The organism is Staphylococcus sp. 231237_7MaSpsaltlick (assembly GCF_043107035.1).
On record NZ_JBICNX010000016.1, the window covers coordinates 26,992 to 50,669 of the forward strand.

General features: G+C 34.7%; 27 protein-coding genes. 1 reads left to right on the forward strand and 26 read right to left on the reverse strand.

What is annotated here, in order from left to right; translation table 11 throughout:
- Nucleotides 1-178 precede the first annotated feature (178 nt).
- Entirely contained in the window at nt 179-619 is a 441-nt protein-coding gene (locus ACF91D_RS22295) for a YwpF-like family protein (RefSeq protein ID WP_039069058.1), read from the forward strand.
- A gap of 46 nt (nt 620-665) precedes the next feature.
- Here the strand turns inward: ACF91D_RS22295 and fabZ are convergent, their stop codons facing one another.
- From fabZ to ACF91D_RS22425, 26 genes are all read right to left on the reverse strand, one after another.
- Entirely contained in the window at nt 666-1,103 is a 438-nt protein-coding gene (fabZ, locus tag ACF91D_RS22300) for a 3-hydroxyacyl-ACP dehydratase FabZ (RefSeq protein WP_039069059.1), read from the reverse strand.
- Between the two features lie 57 nt (nt 1,104-1,160).
- Nucleotides 1,161-2,426 carry a UDP-N-acetylglucosamine 1-carboxyvinyltransferase gene (gene murA / locus ACF91D_RS22305; protein ID WP_069793450.1) on the reverse strand — a complete coding sequence of 422 codons (1,266 nt, stop codon included), beginning with the start codon at nt 2,424-2,426 and terminating at the stop codon, nt 1,161-1,163.
- A 106-nt stretch (nt 2,427-2,532) separates the two neighbouring features.
- Complete coding sequence (locus ACF91D_RS22310) at nt 2,533-2,766, reverse strand: DUF1146 family protein (RefSeq protein WP_039069062.1); 234 nt, start codon at nt 2,764-2,766, stop codon at nt 2,533-2,535.
- 351 nt (nt 2,767-3,117) lie between these two features.
- Nucleotides 3,118-3,522, reverse strand: a complete 405-nt coding sequence (locus ACF91D_RS22315) for a F0F1 ATP synthase subunit epsilon (RefSeq protein ID WP_039069063.1) — start codon at nt 3,520-3,522, stop codon at nt 3,118-3,120.
- 19 nt (nt 3,523-3,541) lie between these two features.
- Nucleotides 3,542-4,954, reverse strand: a complete 1,413-nt coding sequence (gene atpD, locus ACF91D_RS22320; protein WP_069793449.1) for a F0F1 ATP synthase subunit beta — start codon at nt 4,952-4,954, stop codon at nt 3,542-3,544.
- 21 nt (nt 4,955-4,975) lie between these two features.
- A complete protein-coding gene (gene atpG / locus ACF91D_RS22325; RefSeq protein WP_017722093.1) occupies nt 4,976-5,842 on the reverse strand; it encodes an ATP synthase F1 subunit gamma in 867 nt (288 codons plus the stop codon).
- Nucleotides 5,843-5,873: 31 nt separating this feature from the next.
- Nucleotides 5,874-7,385, reverse strand: coding sequence for a F0F1 ATP synthase subunit alpha (gene atpA, locus ACF91D_RS22330; RefSeq protein WP_039069065.1), 1,512 nt, complete (start codon nt 7,383-7,385; stop codon nt 5,874-5,876).
- 20 nt (nt 7,386-7,405) lie between these two features.
- On the reverse strand, nt 7,406-7,945 hold the full coding sequence (locus tag ACF91D_RS22335; protein ID WP_039069066.1) for a F0F1 ATP synthase subunit delta: 540 nt from the start codon (nt 7,943-7,945) through the stop codon (nt 7,406-7,408).
- Nucleotides 7,945-8,472 (reverse strand): F0F1 ATP synthase subunit B, encoded by a 528-nt coding sequence (locus tag ACF91D_RS22340; RefSeq protein WP_039069067.1) that lies wholly within the window; start codon nt 8,470-8,472, stop codon nt 7,945-7,947. The genes ACF91D_RS22335 and ACF91D_RS22340 overlap by 1 nt, the downstream gene beginning before the upstream one ends.
- Nucleotides 8,473-8,569: 97 nt before the next feature.
- A complete protein-coding gene (gene atpE / locus ACF91D_RS22345) occupies nt 8,570-8,776 on the reverse strand; it encodes a F0F1 ATP synthase subunit C (RefSeq protein ID WP_002482721.1) in 207 nt (68 codons plus the stop codon).
- A gap of 36 nt (nt 8,777-8,812) precedes the next feature.
- Complete coding sequence (gene atpB / locus ACF91D_RS22350) at nt 8,813-9,541, reverse strand: F0F1 ATP synthase subunit A (RefSeq protein WP_101051258.1); 729 nt, start codon at nt 9,539-9,541, stop codon at nt 8,813-8,815.
- 27 nt (nt 9,542-9,568) lie between these two features.
- The gene (locus ACF91D_RS22355; RefSeq protein ID WP_080750309.1) at nt 9,569-9,919 is read right to left on the reverse strand and encodes an ATP synthase subunit I; all 351 of its coding nucleotides are present in this window, start codon (nt 9,917-9,919) and stop codon (nt 9,569-9,571) included.
- A 157-nt stretch (nt 9,920-10,076) separates the two neighbouring features.
- Complete coding sequence (gene wecB, locus ACF91D_RS22360) at nt 10,077-11,207, reverse strand: non-hydrolyzing UDP-N-acetylglucosamine 2-epimerase (RefSeq protein WP_119585327.1); 1,131 nt, start codon at nt 11,205-11,207, stop codon at nt 10,077-10,079.
- A gap of 22 nt (nt 11,208-11,229) precedes the next feature.
- Nucleotides 11,230-11,859 carry a uracil phosphoribosyltransferase gene (gene upp, locus ACF91D_RS22365; RefSeq protein WP_017722086.1) on the reverse strand — a complete coding sequence of 210 codons (630 nt, stop codon included), beginning with the start codon at nt 11,857-11,859 and terminating at the stop codon, nt 11,230-11,232.
- A gap of 18 nt (nt 11,860-11,877) precedes the next feature.
- The gene (gene glyA, locus ACF91D_RS22370; protein ID WP_101051255.1) at nt 11,878-13,116 is read right to left on the reverse strand and encodes a serine hydroxymethyltransferase; all 1,239 of its coding nucleotides are present in this window, start codon (nt 13,114-13,116) and stop codon (nt 11,878-11,880) included.
- Nucleotides 13,117-13,139: 23 nt separating this feature from the next.
- On the reverse strand, nt 13,140-13,664 hold the full coding sequence (locus ACF91D_RS22375) for a TIGR01440 family protein (protein WP_119585325.1): 525 nt from the start codon (nt 13,662-13,664) through the stop codon (nt 13,140-13,142).
- A gap of 152 nt (nt 13,665-13,816) precedes the next feature.
- Entirely contained in the window at nt 13,817-14,233 is a 417-nt protein-coding gene (locus ACF91D_RS22380) for a low molecular weight protein arginine phosphatase (RefSeq protein WP_101051254.1), read from the reverse strand.
- Nucleotides 14,230-15,273 carry an L-threonylcarbamoyladenylate synthase gene (locus tag ACF91D_RS22385; protein WP_327621070.1) on the reverse strand — a complete coding sequence of 348 codons (1,044 nt, stop codon included), beginning with the start codon at nt 15,271-15,273 and terminating at the stop codon, nt 14,230-14,232. Before ACF91D_RS22385 ends, ACF91D_RS22380 begins: the two co-directional genes overlap by 4 nt.
- A gap of 91 nt (nt 15,274-15,364) precedes the next feature.
- Nucleotides 15,365-16,201, reverse strand: coding sequence for a peptide chain release factor N(5)-glutamine methyltransferase (gene prmC, locus ACF91D_RS22390; protein WP_039069073.1), 837 nt, complete (start codon nt 16,199-16,201; stop codon nt 15,365-15,367).
- Nucleotides 16,188-17,264: a peptide chain release factor 1 gene (prfA, locus tag ACF91D_RS22395; RefSeq protein ID WP_039069074.1), complete on the reverse strand. Its 1,077-nt coding sequence runs from the start codon at nt 17,262-17,264 to the stop codon at nt 16,188-16,190. Before prfA ends, prmC begins: the two co-directional genes overlap by 14 nt.
- On the reverse strand, nt 17,264-17,863 hold the full coding sequence (locus ACF91D_RS22400) for a thymidine kinase (RefSeq protein ID WP_039069076.1): 600 nt from the start codon (nt 17,861-17,863) through the stop codon (nt 17,264-17,266). The genes prfA and ACF91D_RS22400 overlap by 1 nt, the downstream gene beginning before the upstream one ends.
- Nucleotides 17,864-18,063: 200 nt before the next feature.
- Complete coding sequence (locus tag ACF91D_RS22405) at nt 18,064-18,321, reverse strand: type B 50S ribosomal protein L31 (RefSeq protein WP_017722078.1); 258 nt, start codon at nt 18,319-18,321, stop codon at nt 18,064-18,066.
- Nucleotides 18,322-18,465: 144 nt separating this feature from the next.
- Entirely contained in the window at nt 18,466-19,782 is a 1,317-nt protein-coding gene (rho, locus tag ACF91D_RS22410; RefSeq protein ID WP_039069078.1) for a transcription termination factor Rho, read from the reverse strand.
- A 180-nt stretch (nt 19,783-19,962) separates the two neighbouring features.
- Complete coding sequence (locus ACF91D_RS22415) at nt 19,963-21,390, reverse strand: aldehyde dehydrogenase family protein (protein ID WP_039069079.1); 1,428 nt, start codon at nt 21,388-21,390, stop codon at nt 19,963-19,965.
- A gap of 146 nt (nt 21,391-21,536) precedes the next feature.
- Complete coding sequence (locus ACF91D_RS22420) at nt 21,537-21,860, reverse strand: winged helix-turn-helix transcriptional regulator (RefSeq protein WP_039069080.1); 324 nt, start codon at nt 21,858-21,860, stop codon at nt 21,537-21,539.
- A gap of 87 nt (nt 21,861-21,947) precedes the next feature.
- Nucleotides 21,948-23,207, reverse strand: a complete 1,260-nt coding sequence (locus ACF91D_RS22425) for a UDP-N-acetylglucosamine 1-carboxyvinyltransferase (RefSeq protein WP_039069081.1) — start codon at nt 23,205-23,207, stop codon at nt 21,948-21,950.
- Between the last annotated feature and the right edge of the window lie 471 nt (nt 23,208-23,678).

The following is a 23,678-nucleotide window of genomic DNA, read 5'->3' on the forward strand; positions in this document are numbered from 1 at the left end:
TTATAACTTTATACTAATCATTTTCAAATTACAGGTCAAAATGCATTAATGCTAGAATTTAAAAGTGAATTCACACTAAATTCTACAAAATTCACCTCTACTATTTAAAATTACGTTATAATGATTGTATAAATGAAATAATTGTAGAATTTAAATTTATTAAATGGATGTGAGAACGATGAAATCATTTAAAGCTGTTCGATTTCAAATCGTATCAGAAAGTGGTGGCGTTACTGAATACGAATTAGAAGATGGCGTTATAATTAATAAAGAAAATAGCGGCACTGGCTGGTTATTAGAAATTGTTATATCCGATTTTCATTATGAGACAATGAAAGCTTATATGGAAGATGAAACGTTATTAGATATACGTGTTGTTATTACTCGTCCTGCAAATGATCCAGCGCTCTTTGATGCAACTATTAAAAATATCAGTAGGCTAGAACATTCCATTTCTGTCGTTTTTGAATGTCATATTTATACACTTAGACAAGTTTATGCCGAAAGCTTATTAGAGCAGTTAATTGATGAAGGATTAACCGGTGAAGAATTGAAGAAATCATTTAATCGAATGATGCAATCGAAGCCACGTCTAAAAGATGAAAAATTAGAAAAATAAAAAACCTCAAGGCTGGTGTGTAATACACCTAAACCTTGAGATTTTTTTATTTAGCTTGAATGGCAAATGTTAATTCACAACTACAAGCCAATTGACCATCTACTGTAGCCTTAGCGTTACCTTTACCAATAGGTCCACGCATTTTTGTAATTTCAACTTCTAATCTTAATGTATCACCGGGAGTTACTTGTTTCTTAAATCTACATTTATCTATACCGGCAAATAGTGCTAATTTTCCTTTGTTCTCTTCGCTATTTAAGATAGCTACAGCACCTGTTTGAGCTAGGGCTTCTGTTATCAACACACCAGGCATAACCGCATAATCAGGAAAATGGCCTTGGAAAAATGGTTCATTTCCAGAAACTTGTTTAATTGCGACGCAACGTTCGCCCGCTTCGTATTCAACAACTCGATCGATTAATAAAAAAGGTTGTCTATGTGGTATAATTTCTTTTATTTCATTATAATCAAAAATTGTTTCCATTATTTATTTCCTCCAAATCTTCTTCCGTTGCAATTCATAAATTACCGTAACCTAAATTTAAACGTCTATACGTCTGATATCTGCGCCTAAAGCATTTAACTTACCATGCAAATCAACATAACCTCTGTCTAAATGTTTTAATTCTGTAACTTGGGTTTTGCCATCTGCTACTAAACCAGCTAAAATCAATGCAGCTGCAGCACGTAAGTCTGTTGCTTTTACTTGTGCTCCTTGCAACTCACTTTTTCCTTCTATTTTAGCGCTTCTACCTTCAACTGTAATTTTAGCGTTCATACGCTTAAACTCGCCTACATGCATAAATCTATTTTCAAATACAGTTTCAGTAACTACTTTATGCCCTTCAGCTGTAAGTAATAACGCCATCATTTGAGATTGCATATCAGTAGGAAAGCCAGGATGTGGTAATGTTTTGATATCTACTGGTTTCAATTCATCTTCAACAGTCACTCGAATCGCATCATCTTGATAGTCTAAATTAACACCCATTTCCTCTAATTTATATACCAAGCTTGTCATATGCTCTTTAATCGCGCCATTAACTAAAACGTCACCACGAGTAATTGCACCAGCAATTAACAATGTACCGGCTTCAATTCTATCAGGAATAATCGCATGTTCAACACCATGTAACTCATCTACACCATGTATGATAATTGTGTCTGTTCCTGCGCCAGTAACATTTCCTCCCATTTCATTTATGTAATTAGCTAAATCAACGATTTCAGGTTCACGAGCAACATTTTCTAATACTGTTTTACCTTCTGCTAAAGATGCTGCCATGATTATATTTTGTGTAGCACCTACACTAGGAAAATCTAAATGGATTGTTGTACCTTTTAGTCCATTTTTAGTGCTAGCATAAATAAAACCACCATCCATATGAATGTCTGCACCTAATTCTTGGAAACCTTTAATATGTTGTTCGATGGGTCTAGAACCAATCGCACATCCACCTGGTAATGCAACTTTTGCATGGCCTAAACGTGCTAATAAAGGCCCCATAACAAGAATACTTGCTCTCATTTTACTCACATATTCATATGGTGCTTCTTCATTTAGTTGCTTTGTTGCATCAACTGTAACAGCTTCTTCTTCTTTGTTATAAGAAACATCTGCATTTAGCGTTGAAATAACATTATTAATTGTCTCCACATCACTTAATGCGGGTACATTCATAAGTTTACTAACACCTTTTGATGCTAATAACGAAGCAGTTAATACTGGTAATACAGCATTTTTTGCACCTGAAACTTTGACTTCACCAGTTAATCTACTTCCACCGTTGATTTCTATCATATCCATCTTAAATCCTCCACTTAACTACTTATATATTTCGTTTTAATTTTTTACCATTAAGTACTTCTTATTAATTATATCTATAATTCAAAAAAATATACAAGTATTTGAATTATTGTGCTAAATATTTTATTTGTGTTGAAAATTGTAGCAAATCCACAATAAAATTACTTACGGCAGTACCTAGTAAAACTGCTAAGAAAATCATACAAATTTGAACTTGCAAAGGAAATCCTTTTTTAAAAAACTGTTCTAACCTCACTGCGTTTAATGCCCAATAAGCAATACAAATACAAATAACATGTAAGATGAGATGTACAATTGAAAATTGTCCTAAATATTCCATGAGTCATGCTCCTCGCTTTACACTGTTCATTTATTTTAACTGAAAAATGAACGAAATGATACTTTAGAACTATACTATCTATGGTATCCTCACTACTTATATGGTACCTTTTCCCCTTTTCAAATACGATATTCATATTCTTTTCAAAAGAAAGTGTCCCATAACGAGCGTAGTTCACTACAACTATTATTTAAAATTAATGAAGTTAATTATTAATTTTAACCAGAATAACAACAACTACTTGTTATTAAGACGCATTGTTTCAATAACAACATAAAAAAACTGTCGACAAAGCCAGTGACTTTATCGACAGTTTAAGACATTTCTACTTAAGAAACTTTAACAAATAATTTATTGTAAATTAGCAACACGAATACGGTTATTCGCACGATCTAAAGCACGTTTAGCTCTATTAATATCGCTACTATCTTCTTCATCATTCAAATGAGATTCTGCTCTAGATTTTGCTAATTCTGCTCTAGCAACATCTATTTCTTTCGCAGGTTCTGCAGTTTGTACAATAATTGATAATTTATCTTGTCTTACTTCAACAAAACCTTCACTCACTGCAATATATTCTGAACCACCGTCAAAATTTATTTTGACATAGCCAATTTCAAGTGCTGCAACAGTTGGTATATGTCCATACATGACACCAATCTCACCTGCAGTAGTTTGTAATACTGCAAGATTAACATCTTCTCGGTCGTAAACAGAACCATTAGGAGTGACAATATTTAGGCTTAATGTGTTCATTATCCATACCTCCTAATTTTTAAACTTCAACACCCATATCTTTAGCTTTGGCAACTACTTCTTCCATACTACCTACAAGACGGAATGCATCTTCTGGAATATGGTCATATTCGCCATCTAAAATTGCTTTGAAGCCTTCTACAGTTTTTTGAACAGGTACATATGATCCTTTTTGACCAGTAAATTGTTCAGCTACGTGGAAGTTTTGCGATAAGAAGAACTGAATACGACGTGCACGTTCAACTGTTTGTTTATCTTCTTCTGATAATTCATCCATACCTAAAATAGCAATGATATCTTGTAGTTCTCTATATTTTTGTAATGTAGATTGTACATCACGTGCTATTTCATAATGATCTTGCCCAACAATCGTTGGATCAAGTGCTCTTGAAGTAGATGCTAACGGATCAACTGCAGGGTAAATACCCATTTCAGTTAATTTACGCTCTAAGTTTGTAGTTGCATCTAAGTGAGCAAATACTGCAGCTGGCGCTGGGTCAGTATAGTCATCGGCTGGTACGAATACTGCTTGTATAGAAGTAACCGAACCTTTTGTAGTTGATGTGATACGTTCTTGTAACTGCCCCATTTCAGTGGCAAGTGTTGGTTGGTAACCAACGGCTGAAGGCATACGTCCTAATAATGCTGATACTTCTGAACCAGCTTGTGTAAATCTGAAAATGTTATCAATAAATAGTAAAACATCTTGGCCTTGTTCATCACGGAAATGTTCTGCCATTGTTAAACCTGATAAAGCAACACGCATACGCGCACCAGGTGGCTCGTTCATTTGACCAAACACCATGGCTGTTTTCTTAATAACACCACTGTCGCTCATTTCATAGTATAAGTCATTACCTTCACGTGTACGTTCACCTACACCAGCAAATACTGAAATACCACCATGTTCTTGAGCGATATTGTTAATTAATTCTTGAATTAATACCGTTTTACCTACACCAGCTCCACCGAATAAACCGATTTTACCACCTTTAATGTATGGTGCAAGTAAATCAATTACTTTGATTCCTGTCTCTAAAATTTCAACTTTCGTTGATAATTGGTCGAAAGCAGGTGATTCTCTATGAATTGGATCACGTTTAACGGAACTTTCAAGTTTTTCATCTAAATCAATTGTATCACCTAAAACGTTAAATACACGTCCAAGGGTAGCATCACCAACTGGTACGCTAATACTGCTACCACTATCTCGAACTTCTGTACCACGTTTAACACCATCAGTTGAATCCATTGCAATCGTACGAACTACATCGTCGCCTAATTGTAACGCGACTTCTAATGTAAGAGAAACAGTACCTTCGTCTCTTTCTACATCAAGTACTAAGGCGTTGTTAATCTCTGGAACTTCATTGTGCTCAAAACGAACATCAATTACTGGACCCATAACTTGTGTTACACGGCCTAATCCCATGTTTTTTTCCTCCTTTAATAATTATTCAAGCGCTACTGAACCACCAACGATTTCAGTGATTTGTTGAGTTATCGCTGCTTGTCTTGCTCTGTTATATTGTATTGATAAGTCATCAATAATATCTGACGCATTATCAGAAGCATTTTTCATTGCAGTCATACGTGTAGCATGTTCACTTGCTTTTGCATCTAAAATTGTTCCATATATTAAACTCTCTACATATTGAGGTAGAATAACGCTTAATATCGCTTCTTTATCTGGTTCAAACTCATATGAAGACATTTGACCATGTCCTAAACTAGAATCTTCAGGAGACAATGGAAGCACAGTTTTAGTTGAAGGCGTATTTTCTAATACACTAACGAAATGACTAAAATAAATTTTAACCTCATCCACAACTTCTTCGCTATACAAATCAATCGCTTTTTTAGCAATCGCTTGTACTTCTTTAAATGAAGGTTGATCTGGTACATCTATTAGCGATTCATGAATTTCATATCCCTTATTTTTAAGGAAATCCACACCTGTTTGTCCTAAGACTAGGATTGAGTATTCATCCTTACTAGCATGTTTACTCTCTATATCTTTCACTAGGTGCTTGAGTACATTTGCGTTATATGCACCTGCAAGGCCTTTATCACTAGTAATCACTAAGTAGCCACTTTTCTTCACTTCACGTTGTTGTAACATTGGATGATGTGAATTTTTATCAGCACCAGCTACTGCAGTAATAGCATCTTGCATTTTTTCCATATAAGGTCTGAATTGTTTTGTATTACTTTCAGCACGACGCAATTTTGAACTTGATACCATGTTCATTGCTTTCGTAATCTGCTTCATTTTTTTGGTTGATTTTATACGTGTATCAATCTCTTTAAGAGATCCCATTATCTCACCACCTTTTATTTAACTTTAACTACTACGCTTCTGATTTACTGAAACTTTTTTTAAATTCGTTAATTGCAGATTCAAACGCGTCATCTTTAGGAAGCGCACCTGAAGTTCTGATTTCATTTAATAATTCAGTCGCATTAGATTTAGCCCATTGGTTTAGCTCGTCTTCAAAACGTGTAATATCTTCAACAGGAACATCATCTAAATAACCTTTAGTTAAAGCATAAATAATTAAAACTTGGTTTTCTACAGGTAGTGGTTTGTTCTTATCTTGTTTCAAGATTTCAACCGTACGTTTACCACGCTCTAATTTCTGAGCAGTGAACTCATCTAAATCAGAACCAAACTGAGCGAATGACTCTAATTCACGATAAGATGCTAAATCTAGACGTAATGTACCGGCAACTTTTTTCATTGCTTTAATTTGAGCTGAACCACCAACACGTGATACGGATTGTCCGGCGTTAATAGCGGGTCTTACACCAGAGAAGAATAAATCTGATTGCAAGAAGATTTGTCCGTCAGTAATTGAAATTACGTTTGTTGGTACGTATGCTGCAATATCGCCAGCTTGTGTTTCAATAATTGGTAAAGCGGTGATAGAACCTCCGCCTAAGTCATCATTTAATTTAGCAGCTCTCTCTAGTAGTCTACTGTGTAAGTAGAATACGTCACCTGGATAAGCTTCACGACCTGGTGGTCTACGTAATAATAATGATAATTCACGATAAGCGGCAGCTTGTTTTGTTAAGTCATCGTAAACGATTAATACATCTTTACCAGCAAACATGAATTCCTCAGCCATAGCAACACCAGCATATGGCGCTATGTAAAGCATTGGAGCTGGATCTGCTGCTGAAGCAGACACGATAATTGTATAATCTAATGCGCCTTCTTGGCGTAATTTTTCAACGTTAGCACGAACAGTCGAATCTTTTTGTCCGATTGCAACGTAGATACAGATTGTATCCTGGTCAGCTTGGTTTAGAATTGTATCGATTGCGACTGTTGTTTTACCAGTTTGACGGTCACCAATAATCAATTCACGTTGCCCACGACCAATTGGTACAAGCGCATCAATCGCTTTAATACCTGTTTGTAGTGGTTCATCAACGGATTTACGATCCATTACACCAGTTGCTTTCTTCTCTACAGGGCGTGTTTTAGTAGTATTGATTGGACCTTGTCCATCGATAGCTTGACCTAGTGGATTAACCACACGGCCGATTAATTCATCACCTACAGGTACTTCCATAATACGTCCAGTACGTTTTACTTCGTCCCCTTCTTTGATATCAGCGTATGGTCCTAAAATAACGACACCTACATTTGATTCTTCTAAGTTTTGTGCTAGTCCTAGAACGCCACTTTTGAACTCTATTAGCTCACCAGCCATAACATCATTTAATCCGTGGATTAAAGCAATGCCATCGCCAATTTGTAGAACTGTACCTACATCAGTAACTGCCATTTCCGACTCATAATTTTCTATTTGTGAGCGAAGTAATGCACTGATTTCTTCAGCTTTAATGGCCATCTATGTCACTCCTTCTATTTTTATTTCACTCTTGTAAATTGCTTTTCTAATTGCGCAAGATCATTTTTCAAACTTGCATCCATCACTTTAGTACCTACTTTTACTCTGATACCACCGATAAGTTCTGGATTAATTTTATTAGTAATCATTGTTTTAGAAAGTTTTGTACGTGCTTTTATAATTTCTTCTATACGTGACACTTCTTCTTCAGAGAGTTCATATACTGATTCGATAACAGCATAGTCTTGATTGTGAAGTTCGTTGTATAAAGTTTCAAATTCTGTGTATATTTCATGAATATAACCAAGGTGACGATTACTAGCTAGTATCATCAACATGTTTTGCATAAACTGGTTAGCATGTCCAAAAACAATATTTACAAAGCGATGACGTTGGTCAACATCTTTTTGTGGATCTCTATCCAATTCATGTAACTTCTTTATTTCAGATTGAACTGCTGTATCAATAGTTGAAAATTCTTCATACATTGCGTCAAGGATGTCTGCATCTTTAGCAGTATCAAATAATGCTTTGGCATATTTTTTTGCTATTTTAGCCATTACTTATCGCCTGCCTCTTTAATGTACTTTTCAACTAATGCTTTTTGATCTTTTTCTGAAATTTCTTTTTGAAGTACTTTCGATGCAATCAATACTGAAAGCTCAGAAACTTGATTATTAATATCCGCAATTGCACGTTCTTTCTCGCTGTTAATTTCATTTTGTGCTGTTTCAATCATACCATTTGCTCTGATATTCGCTTCATGAATAATTTCTTCATGTTGTTTACGTGCTTGAACTTTAGAGTCTTCTAAAATTCTTTGAACCTCATCTTGCGTTTCTTTTAGTGTTTGTTTATTTTGTTCTTCTAACTTTTGCGCATTTAGCTTGGCTTGTTCGGCATCATCAATATCTTTATTGATATCATGTTCACGTTTATCCATTACTTCTTTTAATGGACCCCATGCGAATTTTTTCAATAAAAGTAACAGGATACCGAAAGTTATACAGGTAACTATGATAGTACCCCATTGAACACCGCTGCCTCCAGCTGCACCAAGTACGAACATATTTGTCGTAGCAGTCACTTACATAGACACTCCTTTCATTCATTATCATCATAAGACATATTTATAAAAACGAACGGCGAAAGTCACAGTGACCTCGCCTTAATAGCTGTTTGAATTATAGTGACATGAAAGCGATAACTACACCAATGATAGGTAATGCTTCAACTAAACCAATACCAATAAACATAATACCCATTAATTGTCCGCGTGCTTCTGGTTGACGTGCTACACCTTCTACTGTTCTTGAAACGATAAGACCGTTACCAATACCTGCACCTAATGCTGATAAACCGATTGCGATTGCTGCTGCGATTAAATTCATTTATAAAATCCTCCTAATTTTTTCTTTTAATTTTATTTAATGACTGTCCTGAACTTTATGGGACATGTAAACCATTGAAAGCATTACAAAAATGTATGCTTGAATTGTTCCTATGAATATTGAAAAACCTTGCCAAACTACTAGTCCAGGTAATCCAATGATCCATCCCCAGGCTCTAGTGCTATCGCCTGTTACTAAACCTGCTAATAATCCAAGTAATAACTCACCTGCAAATATATTACCGTACAAACGTAAACCAAGTGTTAACGTTGAAGTGAATTCTTCAAAGATGTTAATCGGTAATAAGAAGATAGGTTTGGTATAGTTTTGGAAATAGCCTTTAGTACCTGTCATCTTCACACCATAATAATGAGTCAACAGGATGACCAATGTTGATAGTGTTAATGTTACTGTGGCATCAGCTGTTGGTGATTTCCACCACAGTGTATGGCCCGAAATTAATTGAAATGGTAGCCCTAGCATATTACTTACAAATATGAAAAATATCAATGTAACAGCTAAGAAATGGAATTGTCCGCCCTTGGACCAAGCCATGTTACTTTCAATAATTCCTCGTACAAAGTCAAAAACCCACTCGATAAAATTTTGCTTACCAGTTGGACGCTTCTTGAGGTTGCGTGTACAAATAATAGCTATGACAAAAACAATAACCGATGTAATAATCAACATCAAAATTGATGATAGGTTAAACACGATGTCTATACCGAATACATCCCAACTGACAAGAGGGTCTTTATGCTTCATGCTTTCTCACCTCTTTCATAATTAAATTTATTTCTTGTGTATAAATGGTTTGAAAACAATCAAAACATACGAAATCATTAAACCAATGACTACACCAATGATATTAATTTGATCCTTATAAAAATACCAAATACAACACGAAAGTATCACTATTAAATATCTCCAAACGTTGCCCGTTGATATATGTATATTATCTTTTTCTTTTGCTTTCTCTAAATAATATTCGAAAGTAAAGGTGTTAATAAGTGATCCGAGTGTACCTATTATAAGTCCCAAAACAAATGATGAGTATGTGAAAATAAACACAATTAATAGCACAATTATACCATAAAAATAGTATTTAATGTAACTATTAAAAAAGATGTTGAAACGTTTCATGACTGTGCCTCGCTTCGTCTTTTTCGTTCAATTATGAAAACCATTTCAATCATACAATTTTAATAATAATATAGGGTAGTTAACGTGTCAATTCTATTCAAAATGTAGTTTAATTTTTTACATAGTTGTCACAAAAATGACACATTAACACCTTTTATTATTTGAATGATTCTGGCTTATTAGAAATTATATGAAAATAATACTTAATATTCTCACATATTCGTAATGATGCATTACCATCACCATAAGGGTTGCGGGCACTACTCATCGTTTCATATACTTGTTGATTTTCAAGTAATTGTTTTGTAGCCTCAAATATTGTTTGTTCATTTGTGCCTACTATTTTAAGTGTGCCGGCTTCTACACCTTCTGGTCTTTCAGTCGTATCTCTTAAAACTAAAACTGGCTTACCTAATGATGGCGCTTCTTCTTGTACTCCCCCAGAATCAGTTAAAATTAAATACGCTTGGTGGGCAAAATTATGGAAATCAACCACTTCCAATGGTTCGACTAATTCTATACGGTTATGCCCTGATAAATAAATACCTGCAATTTCTCGTACTTGAGGATTTTTATGCATAGGATAAACAACAACCACATCTTCATAAGTATCTACAATATCTCTTACAGCTTTAAAAATATGTGACATAGGTTCACCAATATTTTCGCGTCTATGCGCAGTCAATAAGATGATACGTTTACCTTTATGCTTTGAAATAATATCAGATTGATAATTTTCGTGAATTGTTGTCTTCATTGCATCAATCGCTGTGTTACCAGTTACTACTATAGAATCCAGTGGTTTGTTTTCGGCAATAAGGTTATTCGCAGCATTATTAGTAGGGGCGAAGTTTAAATCTGCCATTACTCCTACCATTTGCCGGTTCATTTCTTCAGGAAACGGCGCATATTTATCCCATGTACGTAATCCGGCTTCAACATGACCAATAGGTACTTGGTTATATAAAGCCGCTAAACTTCCAGCAAAAGTTGTCATGGTATCACCATGAACCAATATCATATCTGGTTTCACTTCTTGGATGACATGTTCTAACCTTTGTAAAATACGAGATGTAATCTCTGATAAAGATTGCCCTTGCTTCATAATATTCAAGTCATAATCAGGCGTGATATGAAAGCTTTCCAATACTGAGTCAAGCATTTCTCTATGTTGAGCAGTAACTACCACAATCGGTTCTAGCTCATCATCATTTTTCAGTGCTTGTACAAGAGGCGCCATTTTTACTGCTTCAGGACGGGTCCCAAATACAGCCATTACTTTTTTCATTTTATTCCACTCCTAGGCGAAACTATTTTGTACCGAATAAACGGTCTCCTGCATCACCTAAGCCTGGTGTTATATAAGCATGTTCATCTAATTTTTCGTCTAATGCTGCGATGAAAATGTCTACATCTTCGTGAGCTTCTTGTAATTTTTCTACACCTTCAGGCGCTGCAATTAAACACATAAAACGAATATTTTTTGCTCCACGTTTTTTAAGTGAATTAATTGCTTCTATAGCTGATGCTCCAGTTGCTAACATCGGGTCAACAACTACAATTTCTCTCTCCTCGATGTCTTGCGGTAATTTTACAAAGTATTCTACCGCTTCAAGTGTTTCAGGATCTCTATAAAGTCCCACATGCCCAATTCTAGCTGCTGGCACCAAGTTCAATATACCTTGAGTCATACCTAAACCAGCTCTTAAAATTGGTACGAAAGCTAATTTTTTGCCTGTTAAACGTTTAGCTATCATTTTAGTAACAGGTGTCTCTATTTCTACATCTTGTAATTCTAAATCTCTTGTTACTTCGTATGCCATTAACATACCAACTTCATCTACTAACTCTCTAAATTCTTTAGTCCCAGTATGTACGTCTCGAATGTAACTTAATTTGTGTTGAATAAGTGGGTGGTCAAAAACATGTACTTTGCCCATAATTTATTTCCTCCAATTTTAGTTATATAAAGGATGTTTATTTGTTAAAGCTTTAACTCTTTCTTTTCCTTCTTCTAACGCTTTTTCATTTTCTGGATCTTTTAAAACTAAGCTAATGATTTTTGCTACTTCTTCAAAAGCAGTTTCATCAAATCCACGTGTCGTTGCTGCAGGTGTACCTAAACGAACTCCACTTGTCACAAATGGTTTTTCTTGGTCAAATGGAATTGTATTTTTATTACATGTAATACCTATAGCGTCTAATGTTTCTTCAGCAACTTTACCAGTTATGCCTACTGAACCTTTGACATCTACAGAGACGAGATGATTATCAGTACCACCTGAAACAACTCTAAATCCTTCGTCAGTCAATGTATTTGCTAAAGTCTTAGCATTGTTAATTACTTGCTGTTGATATGCTTTAAAATCATCTTGCAATGCTTCACCAAATGCCACAGCTTTGGCAGCAATAACGTGTTCTAAAGGACCACCTTGAATTCCTGGGAAGATTGTTTTATCGATTTGCTTTTTATATTCTTCTTTACATAAAATCATTCCACCACGAGGTCCGCGTAATGTTTTATGAGTTGTAGTCGTTACAAAATCAGCATGTTCTACAGGATTTGGATGTAAACCAACTGCTACTAAACCTGCAATATGAGCCATATCTACCATTAATTTTGCGCCTACTTCATCTGCTATTTCTTTAAAACGTTTAAAATCAATTGTTCTTGAATACGCAGAAGCACCTGCAACGATTAATTTAGGTTGATGTTCTTTGGCTACTCTTAATACTTCATCATAGTCAATTTGTTCATTTTCTTCGTCTACACCATATTCAACAAAGTTGTAAAATTGACCACTAAAGTTAACAGGCGCGCCGTGTGTTAAGTGTCCACCATGGCTTAAATTCATACCTAATACAGTATCACCGTGTTCTAATGCTACGAGATAAACAGCCATATTTGCTTGAGAACCTGAGTGTGGTTGAACGTTAACATGCTCTGCACCAAATAATTTTTTGGCGCGATCAATTGCTAAAGCTTCTGAAACATCCACAAATTCACAACCACCATAGTATCTTCTGTTTGGGTAGCCTTCAGCATATTTGTTAGTTAATACTGAACCTTGCGCTTCCATAACTGCTTCTGACACGAAGTTTTCTGAAGCAATCAGCTCGATATTGTTATTTTGACGGTTAAATTCATTTTGAATCACTTCATATATTTCCTTATCTTGCTCTTGAATAAATGACATTTGGTAATTCCCTCGTTTCTGTATTAGTTGTATTTTGCTCTTTCGCCACCAATTTTTTTTGGTCTTGAAGAAGCGATTGTAACAATTGCTTCACCAATTTGCTTGATACTTGTACGCTCTGGAATAGCTACATGTTTAATATGCATTCCAATCAAAGTCTGTCCGATATCGATACCTTTAGGTACAGAAATATGCTCAACAACCATTGGATCAACCATATGTTGATACGCATAAGTTGCTAAGCTTCCACCAGCATGAATATCTGGCACAACTGTAACTTCTTCCATTGTATAAGGGTTAAAGTTTGATTTCTCAATGGTCACTGCACGATTAATATGTTCACAACCTTGGAATACAAACGACACGCCAGTTTCATTTTCAATTTCTTTTAATGCTTTAAATATTTCTTCAGCAATCTCCATTGATCCAATACTACCGATACGTTCACCAATTACTTCTGACGTAGAACAACCAATAACGCATAATTCATCATCTTTAAAGAATGATTGTGCTTTTAACTCGTTTAACAGTAACTTTAAGTCTTCCATTCTTCCACCCCTTTTAAATAAGTTGAATAAAAGTATGTAAATACGAAGGTGCTTTAACAACATACAAAATTGACTGACAGCAAATTTGCTACACGTTATCATTATAACGTATTTATGAACGCTCTCATACTCATTTCACAAATTTAATTTTTTTATATTTTATTTTTTAAACTATCTATCAGTATATTTAATTCATTATATATTTTAATATAGTCATCTTTATTACCACCAAACGGGTCTGAGACTTCGCCATGTATTTCAGCATATTCGTTTAATGTAAATACATTTGCTGTACCATGACCCATTTGTTGAATAACTAATTTATGTGACTGACTCATCGTCAAAATCAAATCTGCATTTAAATCTTCATGCGTAAATGACATCGCATGCTCTGGCACAGGAAGCCCTTTTTCTTCTATTATATTTAATGAATGTTTAGAGATAGGTTGACCATCCATAGCATAAATACCTCTTGATACTATAGTATGATTAGGGAATTTTGCTTTTGCTATACTTTCTGCTAAGGGGCTTCTACATGTATTGCCTGTACATACAAAAACAATTCTCATAATTCGTCTCCTTTTACAACATTTTGGTTAGCTGCTTTCATCATTCTATTCATAATCGCAGTAGTATTATCATTCAATGAAAAACTAAAGATATAGGCATGCTCTATATCATAATCTTGGTCTAATCGATGTAATATATGATACAAGTTGTGATTTGCACCTTTAATATCATTTTCATCTTTACATAATGGTATAAATTTCGCTTGATCTGGAACAATTTCGCGATGACTTTGTGGAACTATAAAAGCAACCTTACTCCAATTTTCGTTTGATGAAGGTTTTGTATGAAAATTTTCTAATATTTTTATAGGTGTATCCGGTGAATAATGTTTATATTTCATCCCCGGCGCAATTGGTTTATCAGTATTTAATGGTGTCTTTGTCACCACGCTATTTGGTAACACTGCTTCAATCATAGATTTTGTAATTGATCCAGGTCTCGCTATTCTATATGGGTATTGTGTACAGTCTAAGACGGTACTTTCCAATCCTTCTTCACTTTGATCACCATTAACAATCCCATCTATACGACCATCTAAATCATGGTATACGTGGTCAAAGGTCGTTGGCGAAGGTCTACCACTTAAATTTGCACTAGGCGCAGCAATAGGAATATCTATTAATTGAAGTAACTGCCTACCTATAGGGTGGCTAGGCATTCGCACAGCTATTGAATTTAATCCACCGCTTACACGATCACATAAATACCCTTTTCTTAGTGGTAAAATAAAGGATATAGGGCCTGGCCAGAAGGCATTCATCAATAGTTTAATTTCTTTTGTTAACTCGTCAGTAAATGCCTTTAATTGATCGAGCTCATGTATATGAACAATTAACGGATTATCCGAAGGCCTACCTTTAGCTTCATAAATTTTTTCAATCGCTTGATTATTACGTGCATCTCCACCTAATCCATAAACAGTTTCAGTTGGAATTGCGATCAATCCGCCTTTTTCAAAAATTGATTTTATATCTTCAATTCCATCATAAGTAGTTAAGTTGCGTTCATATTGACGTAAATCCCATATATGCGTTTTCATTTAGGCACATCCTTTCATCTTATTATTCATTTTAAAGCAAAATAAAAAGTTATGCACTTTCATGATTATTCATGTTCAGTGCATAACTTTTTTACCATACGAAAGCAACTATGCGATCGTTATTATTAATGTCTTTTATAATTTGAACATCTAATGTTGGATATTTAGTGATAATCTTTTCTTTTAATTTGGTACCTTGTGCAAACCCTATTTCAAATACTACTTTGGCATTTGGTAGCAATACTTCTGGTAATTGATCCAAAATTGCATCGTATACTTTGTAACCATTATCTGCTGCAAATAGTGCAGAATGTGGTTCGTATTTCAGCACGGTGTCTTCCATCATCACTGCTTCCTTATCATCAATATACGGTGGGTTAGAAATTAACCCATTCACTTTTATACCCTGAGCTATAAGTGGTTTTAAACCGTCTCCTTGCAAGAATTTAATCTCAACTTGATGTTGCTGAGCATTTGTCTCAGCTACTGTTAGTGCGTTTTCATATAAATCCGTTGCATACACATCGAGTGTGCTATCTAGCTTTTTAAGTACAATTGGAATATTACCGCTTCCTGTACCTATATCTACTACAGTGTCACCTTTTTCGAGCTGATGATAAAAATGTAACATAACTTCTTCTGTTTCAGGCCTAGGAATCAAACAGTTTTTGTTTACATTAAAAATTTCACCATAAAAAGTTTGTTTACCCGTAATGTACTGTATTGGTTCACCATTTAGCATCCTATGTTCAGCTTTAGCAAATGTTTTTAAATGTGATGCTGACATTTCATCATTCATGTGCATTAAATAATCTGCCTTAGACCATTCAAACAAATCAAGCATCAACCATTCAGCTCGAGCCGTCTCAATATGTTGTTCGACACACTTTTCTTTAGCGTTGTTTAAAACAGTTTTATAATTCACCATTGTTAAGTTCTTTCAGTTTATCAGTTTGTTCAGCTAATGTTAAAGCATCAATAATTTCATCCAATTTACCTTCCATAATTTGATCTAACTTTTGTAATGTCAAACCAATTCTGTGGTCAGTTACACGACTTTGAGGATAATTATATGTTCTAATACGTTCTGAACGATCCCCTGTGCCGACTGCAGATTTACGTTGTGCTGCATATTTTTGCTGTTCTTCTTGCAGTTTCATATCAAATAAACGTGCTTTTAAAACTTTTAATGCTTTTTCACGGTTTTGAATTTGAGATTTTTCTGATGAAGTCGCAATAATACCAGTTGGAATGTGTGTAATACGTACTGCTGAATCTGTCGTATTAACGTGCTGTCCACCTGCACCACTAGAACGATAAGTATCAATTTTCAAGTCTTCATTACGCACTTCAATTTCTACATCTTCTACTTCTGGTAGAACAGCCACAGTAGCTGTTGAAGTATGAATACGGCCACCAGATTCTGTTTCTGGGACACGTTGCACACGGTGTGCGCCATTCTCGTATTTTAATTTACTAAATGCACCACTACCAGAAACTGAGAAACTAATTTCTTTATACCCGCCATGATCACTCTCTGTAATTTCTACGATATCTGTCTTATAATTGAGCGCTTCAGCGTATTTAGAGTACATTCTAAATAAATCGCCTGCAAAAATAGCAGCTTCATCTCCACCTGCAGCAGCACGAATTTCTACGATAACATCTTTCTCATCATTAGGGTCTTTAGGAATCAGTAAAAATTTAAGTTCTTCTTCTAATTTAGGAACTTTATTTTGGAGCGTCTGATGCTCTTCTTTTAGCATTTCAATTTCTTCACTATCTTTTGTATCGCGTAACATTTCTTCAACTTCTGTTAAATCTTCTTTTGTTTGTTTATAGTCGCGATATACTTCTACTGTTTTTTGTAAATCTGCTTGTTCTTTTGAATAATTACGTAAATTATCTGGGTTGCTCACTACATCTGGATCACTTAATAATTCATTTAATTGTTCGTATCTCTCTTCTACAATGTCTAATTGATCAAACACTACATTTCCTCCTTCTCATCATTACTCGGTGCGACAATGTGATGTGCCCTACATCTTGGTTCGTAACTTTCATTGGCACCAACTAATATAACTGGATCATCTATTTTGGCTGGGTTACCATCTATTAACCTTTGTGTACGACTTGAAGATGCACCACAAACTGCGCAAACAGCTTGTAATTTTGTTACATCTTCACTCACTGCTAATAACTCTGGTATTGGTTCAAAAGGTTCGCCTCTAAAATCCATATCTAATCCAGCCGTAATAACTCTATGTCCTTTTTCAGCTAATTGCTCAGCTATATGCACAATACCATTTTCAAAAAATTGTACTTCATCTATACCGATTACATCTACATCTGATAAATCGTGTTTAAAAATCTCTGCTGCTGTTGATATATTAATTGCTTCTATCGCGTTACCATTATGAGAAACAATTTTGTCTTTATGATAACGGTCATCTATAGCTGGTTTAAATACAACTACTTTTTGTTTAGCATAAAGACCACGTCTTAATCGACGTATTAGCTCTTCGGATTTACCACTAAACATACTTCCAGTAATACATTCAATCCACCCGGAATGATAAGTTTCATACATTATGCGTTCCACCTTTTTCAAAACATAATCGGTTTATTATATCATATTTTTTAAGTTAAAATATGATATATCTTCAAGTTATTGCGTTTATTTATGTCTGAGTTTCTTTAATACCGTCTTGCCATTATGTCATTTTTAATTAAAATTTATGTAAAAGTAAAAAAGCATTCTCATAAAATGAGAATGCTTTAAAACAACAATTATTCGTTGCTTGATTTGAATCCGAATTTTTTGTTGAAACGTTCCACACGACCATCCGCAGCAGCGAATTTTTGACGTCCTGTATAGAATGGGTGTGAATCAGATGAAATGTCTAAACGAATAACTGGGTATTCATTACCATCTTCCCATGTCATAGTTTCTGATGAAGATTTAGTTGAACCACTTAGGAATTTAAAATCCGTAGTAGTATCTAAAAAGATAACCTTATGATATTCAGGATGAATATTTTGTCTCATTACTTTTCAGCTCCTTTGCCCTGAACCATCTGGCACAGAGTTTTTTGTGAGTTTTTACCCAATACTTGATAATTATAATGGCTTTAAATATAAAACGCAACCCTAAATCAAATATTGCTTTCTTATATACCAAATTATTTCAGATTAAATAATTGGTTTACCTGTTTTAGTGCTTTCTTTAGCAGCTTTTTGCAACTGCTCAAAGAATTCTTTGTTATTTTCTGTACGCTTCAATTTACGTACAAATCTTTCTGTAAAATCTGTAGAATCTGTGAACATATTACGCAATTGCCATAATGACTCAAGTTCTTTTGGATCTATAAGTAATTCTTCTTTACGAGTAGAACTACGACCTATATCGATTGCTGGGAACACACGACGTTCAGCTAACTTACGATCTAGATGTAATTCCATATTTCCCGTTCCTTTAAATTCCTCATAAATCATATCATCCATTCGAGACCCAGTATCTACTAAAGCAGTAGCTAATATAGTCATACTACCACCTGCTTCGATGTTTCTGGCAGCCCCAAAGAAAGCTTTAGGTTTGTGTAAGGATGCAGGGTCTAAACCACCGGACAGTGTGCGACCACTAGGCGGTATTACAAGATTATAAGCCCGAGCTAACCTTGTAATTGAATCCATTAATATGATCACATCTTTACCAATTTCTACTAGACGCTTTGCACGTTCTAATAATAATTCTGCAACTTTCACGTGATGTTGTGGTGGTTCATCAAATGTAGAATGTACTACTTCTGCAGATTCAACTGATCTTTCTAAATCTGTAACCTCTTCAGGTCTTTCACCAACAAGTAACACAAATAGCTCTGCATCTGGCTTATTTATCGCAATTGCATTTGCAATTTCCTTGAGCAATGATGTTTTACCAGCTTTTGGCGGAGCAACAATTAAACCACGTTGCCCTAAACCAATAGGTGTCACTAAATCCATTATACGCGTAGAGAAGTTTTGTTTAGTTGTCTCTAATAAAATGCGCTCTTCAGGATATAACGGTGTCAATGCTTGGAAATGCGGACGCTTCTTAACTTCTTCTGCATTCTCACCATTTACGAAATCAACTTGTAATAAACCATAGTATTTTTCATTATCTTTAGGCTTTCTTACTTTACCAGTCACTTTGTCCCCGCGTTTAATTTCAAAACGACGAATTTGACTAGCAGAAATATAAATATCTTTTTCACCTTTAGAATAATTAACTGTTCTTAGGAAACCATAACCATCCTGTTGGATATCATCTAAAATACCCTCCATATAATAATTTCCATCTTTTTCCATTTGTGCTTCCATAATGGCAAGAACAAGCTCTTTTTTATTCAATTTACTATAATTTGTTAGTTTTAGAGATTTTGCTTTTTGAGTGAGATCTTTTGTAGTGTAATTTTTGTACAATTCGTGGAACGATTCATACTGAGGTGATGTTCGTACTTTTTCAGGCATTATCTTGCACCCATTTCATAAATAAGTTTTTAAATAACGTAATAGCTACGCTACTTACTTTTATAACTATAGCAAATTTCCTTTTTAATTACAAAACGTATTTCAATTTTTAAAAATTATAAAAAAGATGAAGCATAAGTTATATGCCTCACCTTTAAACAATTTTACTTTTAAAATTTATTATTTATAGTAACCTGCAATAGATTTAACTTCTAGGAATTCTTCAATACCATAGTCTCCCCATTCACGACCAATACCTGATTGTTTATAGCCACCGAATGGTAAATCTGGCTTGCGTCCTGCTTCATTAATTTCAACTGTACCAGCTTCTAATGAACGTGCTATTTTGTGTAATGTGTCTTGATCTTTACCATATACATATGAAGCTAAACCATATTCTGTATCATTTGCGATTTTAATGGCTTCGTCTACATCGTTATAAGTGATAATTGACATTACTGGACCAAATATCTCTTCTCGAGCAATTGTCATATCATTATCAACATTATTAAAGATAGTTGGACGTGCAAAGTATCCTTTATCTAAACCTTCTGGTTTACCAGGTCCACCATAAAATAACTCTGCACCTTCTTCTACACCTTTATCAATGTATGATTGTACTTGGTCAAATTGTTTTTTACTAATGATAGGACCAACTTCAGTACCTTCTGCACGTGGGTCGCCTACTTTAACTTGACTGAATTTTTCTTTTACAGCAGTTAAAAATTCTTCTTTAATACTTTCAGGCACAAGAGTTCTAGTACCTGCTGTACATACTTGACCAGTATTTGTAACAACTTTGCCGGTTGCTGCGCTTGCTGCTTCATTTATATCTACATCATCTAAGATAATATATGGTGATTTACCACCTAATTCAAGTGATACTTTTTTGAAATCCTCCGCAGCTTTTTTCATAATGCTTGAGCCCGTTGGACCAGAACCAGTAAACGACATCATTCTAACCTTAGGATGTTCACTTAATGGATTTCCTACACCTTGGCCATCACCATTTACTAAATTAAACACACCCTTCGGTACGCCTACTTTATCAAAAATTTCAGCTAAAATAATTGCTGCAAACGGCGTCTCTTCAGATGGTTTTAAAACCACTGGACTACCTGCTGCAAATGCCGCTGATAATTTAAGAGATGTTTGGTTTGTTGGGAAGTTCCACGGTGTGATTAAACCAGCTACACCAATAGCTTCTTTGACAACTAGGTCGTCACCGCGACGTTCTTCAAATTCAAAATTATCTAACGCATCGCGTGCTGCTTCGAAATGATCTAATCCCATTTGATAATGAACATTTTCTGATACATCTAATGGAGCACCTAATTCATCAGTAATAGCTTCTATAAGATCTTCTTTTCTATTTTTATACTCTTGTACAATTTTATCTAATAGTTCTTTTCTTTCTTGAACTGAACTGTGTCTAAATTCAAAATATACATTTTCTGCTGCATCCACTGCTTTATCAACATCTTCTTTGTTACCTTTCGCGATAGTACCCGCTACTTCTTCTGTTGCAGGGTTGATTACTTCTATTGTTTCTCCGCTTGTACTTTCAACCCATTCACCGTTGATATATTGTTTAGTGAAATTTCTCATTATATATTCACTCCTTAAGTTATGTTGATAATTATATTCTAACCGAGATTAAAAATTTTTAAACATAACTGCTCATAACTACTAACTCATAAAAAAGCCTTAGACACCATATTGATGTCTAAGGCTCGAAATTATAAGGCACTTAGTTATTTGTTTTCAAGTTCTATATACTCTTGCGCCCATTCTTCCATCGGCACTAACGCTGCCGCTAAAGCATCACCTTTATCCGTGAGCTGATACAGAATATTCATTGGGCTTGTAGATACTATATTTTTCTCTACTAGACCCCATTCAGTAAGGTCTGTTAATTTAATACTAAGTGCACGTGGCGTTATCGTCTTCAAATCACGCTTCATATCAGAAAAGTGAGCAGATTTTTCCGTACATCTTGATAAATAATTAATAATAAGACCATTCCAGCTTCTACCTACAATTTTAAAGGTTTCTTCTAGATAAGGGCAAACCTCCATGGCCATCACCTCATTATTGATTTTATTCTAAAACACATATCACTAAATACACAATTTTCACTTAGTATATTTAGTATACCACATTTTTCAAACTTCTTCAGTCCAAATATCTGCACCAAGTGATTTTAGAGTTTTAACGATATTTGTATAACCACGATAAATATGTTTGACGTTATAAATAGTCGTAACATCTTCAGCTAGCAATCCAGCTACAATCAGACAAGCGCCTGCACGTAAATCACTAGCATAAACCTCTGCGCCAGTTAATTTTGATGGTTTTATAGTTGCTGTACCATTGTCTGCTGAAATGTTTGCACCCATATTTTTCAGTTCATCTACATGTTTAAAACGAGCTGGGTAGATTGTTTCAGTAACAAACGACACACCATCAGCCATAAATAGTAATGGTGTTATTGGTTGTTGTAAGTCAGTGGCAAATCCTGGGTATACTAATGTTTTAATATCGACACTAATATAAGGCGTGTTGCGTTTAATAAGTACGCTGTCATCATCAACTTGTATGTCTACACCTAATTCTTTAAGCTTAACTGTAAGTGGTTCTACATGCGTTGGAATAATATTATTAATTCTGATATTTTCACCACAAGCAGCTGCTATACACATATATGTACCCGCTTCAATTCTATCTGGGATTACTTGATGATGTGAACCATGCAAACGTTCTACACCATTAATTTTAATTGTACTTGTGCCTGCACCTTTAATATCAGCTCCAAGGCTCATTAAGAAATTCGCTACATCTACCACTTCTGGTTCTTTTGCTGCATTTTCAATAATTGTCTGACCTTCAGCGCGTACCGCTGCCAACATGATATTAATCGTAGCGCCTACACTTACTATGTCTAAAAATATATTTGCGCCAACCAATCTATCTGCTTCAATCTTCATTGAAGTGCTACTTGATTCATCAACTTTTGCGCCTAATGCTTTAAATCCCTTAATATGTTGATCAATCGGTCTTGGCCCTAAGGGGCAGCCGCCAGGTAAACCAATGACACACTTTTTAAATCTTCCCAACATTGCTCCCATCATATAATAAGAAGCACGTAATGATTCTACTTTATTATTTGGTAATGGTGCATTTTCAATATTTTCAGGGTCAACATGTAATGTCATGCCTTCTAATTCCGTTTCAATGTTTAAATCTCCAAGTAAACTTACTAAAGTCTCTACATCAGAGATTTCTGGAAGGCCTTCAATTGTTACTTTATCTTCAGCCAAAATCGCTGCTGGTATAATTGCTACTGCACTGTTTTTAGCACCGTGGATATTCACTTCACCTTTAAGTGTTTGACCACCTCTAATTTTAATCACTTCTTGAACCATTCGCTTGTTCTCCTTTGCCTTTCAATCGATATTCTGTTCCAATATATCATTTGCATTATAAATTAAATGATTACAGTTTGCAAAGCACAACAGTTTCATAAAATCTATTTCAAATTTAATTAAGTGCTGTATAATGCATATAATTTTTCATTATAATTTCTATTTCCCAATATTCCACAATTTAAATCACTTTTTTAAGATTTATTTATAAAAATTATGTAAAGCACTGTAATTCTATTTATCAGCTTTCAAAGCCTAACAAATTATAACATAAAAAATGGGACGAAACAGAAATCAAAAATTCAATTTTGATTTCATATTCTCGCCCCAGAAGATGACTAGAGATCTAAAAGCTCATTAGAAGCTTATTTAATAATTAGACAATCGCAGTGCTTATGATTTAAGCCACTTAGCAGTAGTGTAGAATGTCATTATAACAATTATAACCTAGTCAACGTTTGCTATATAATA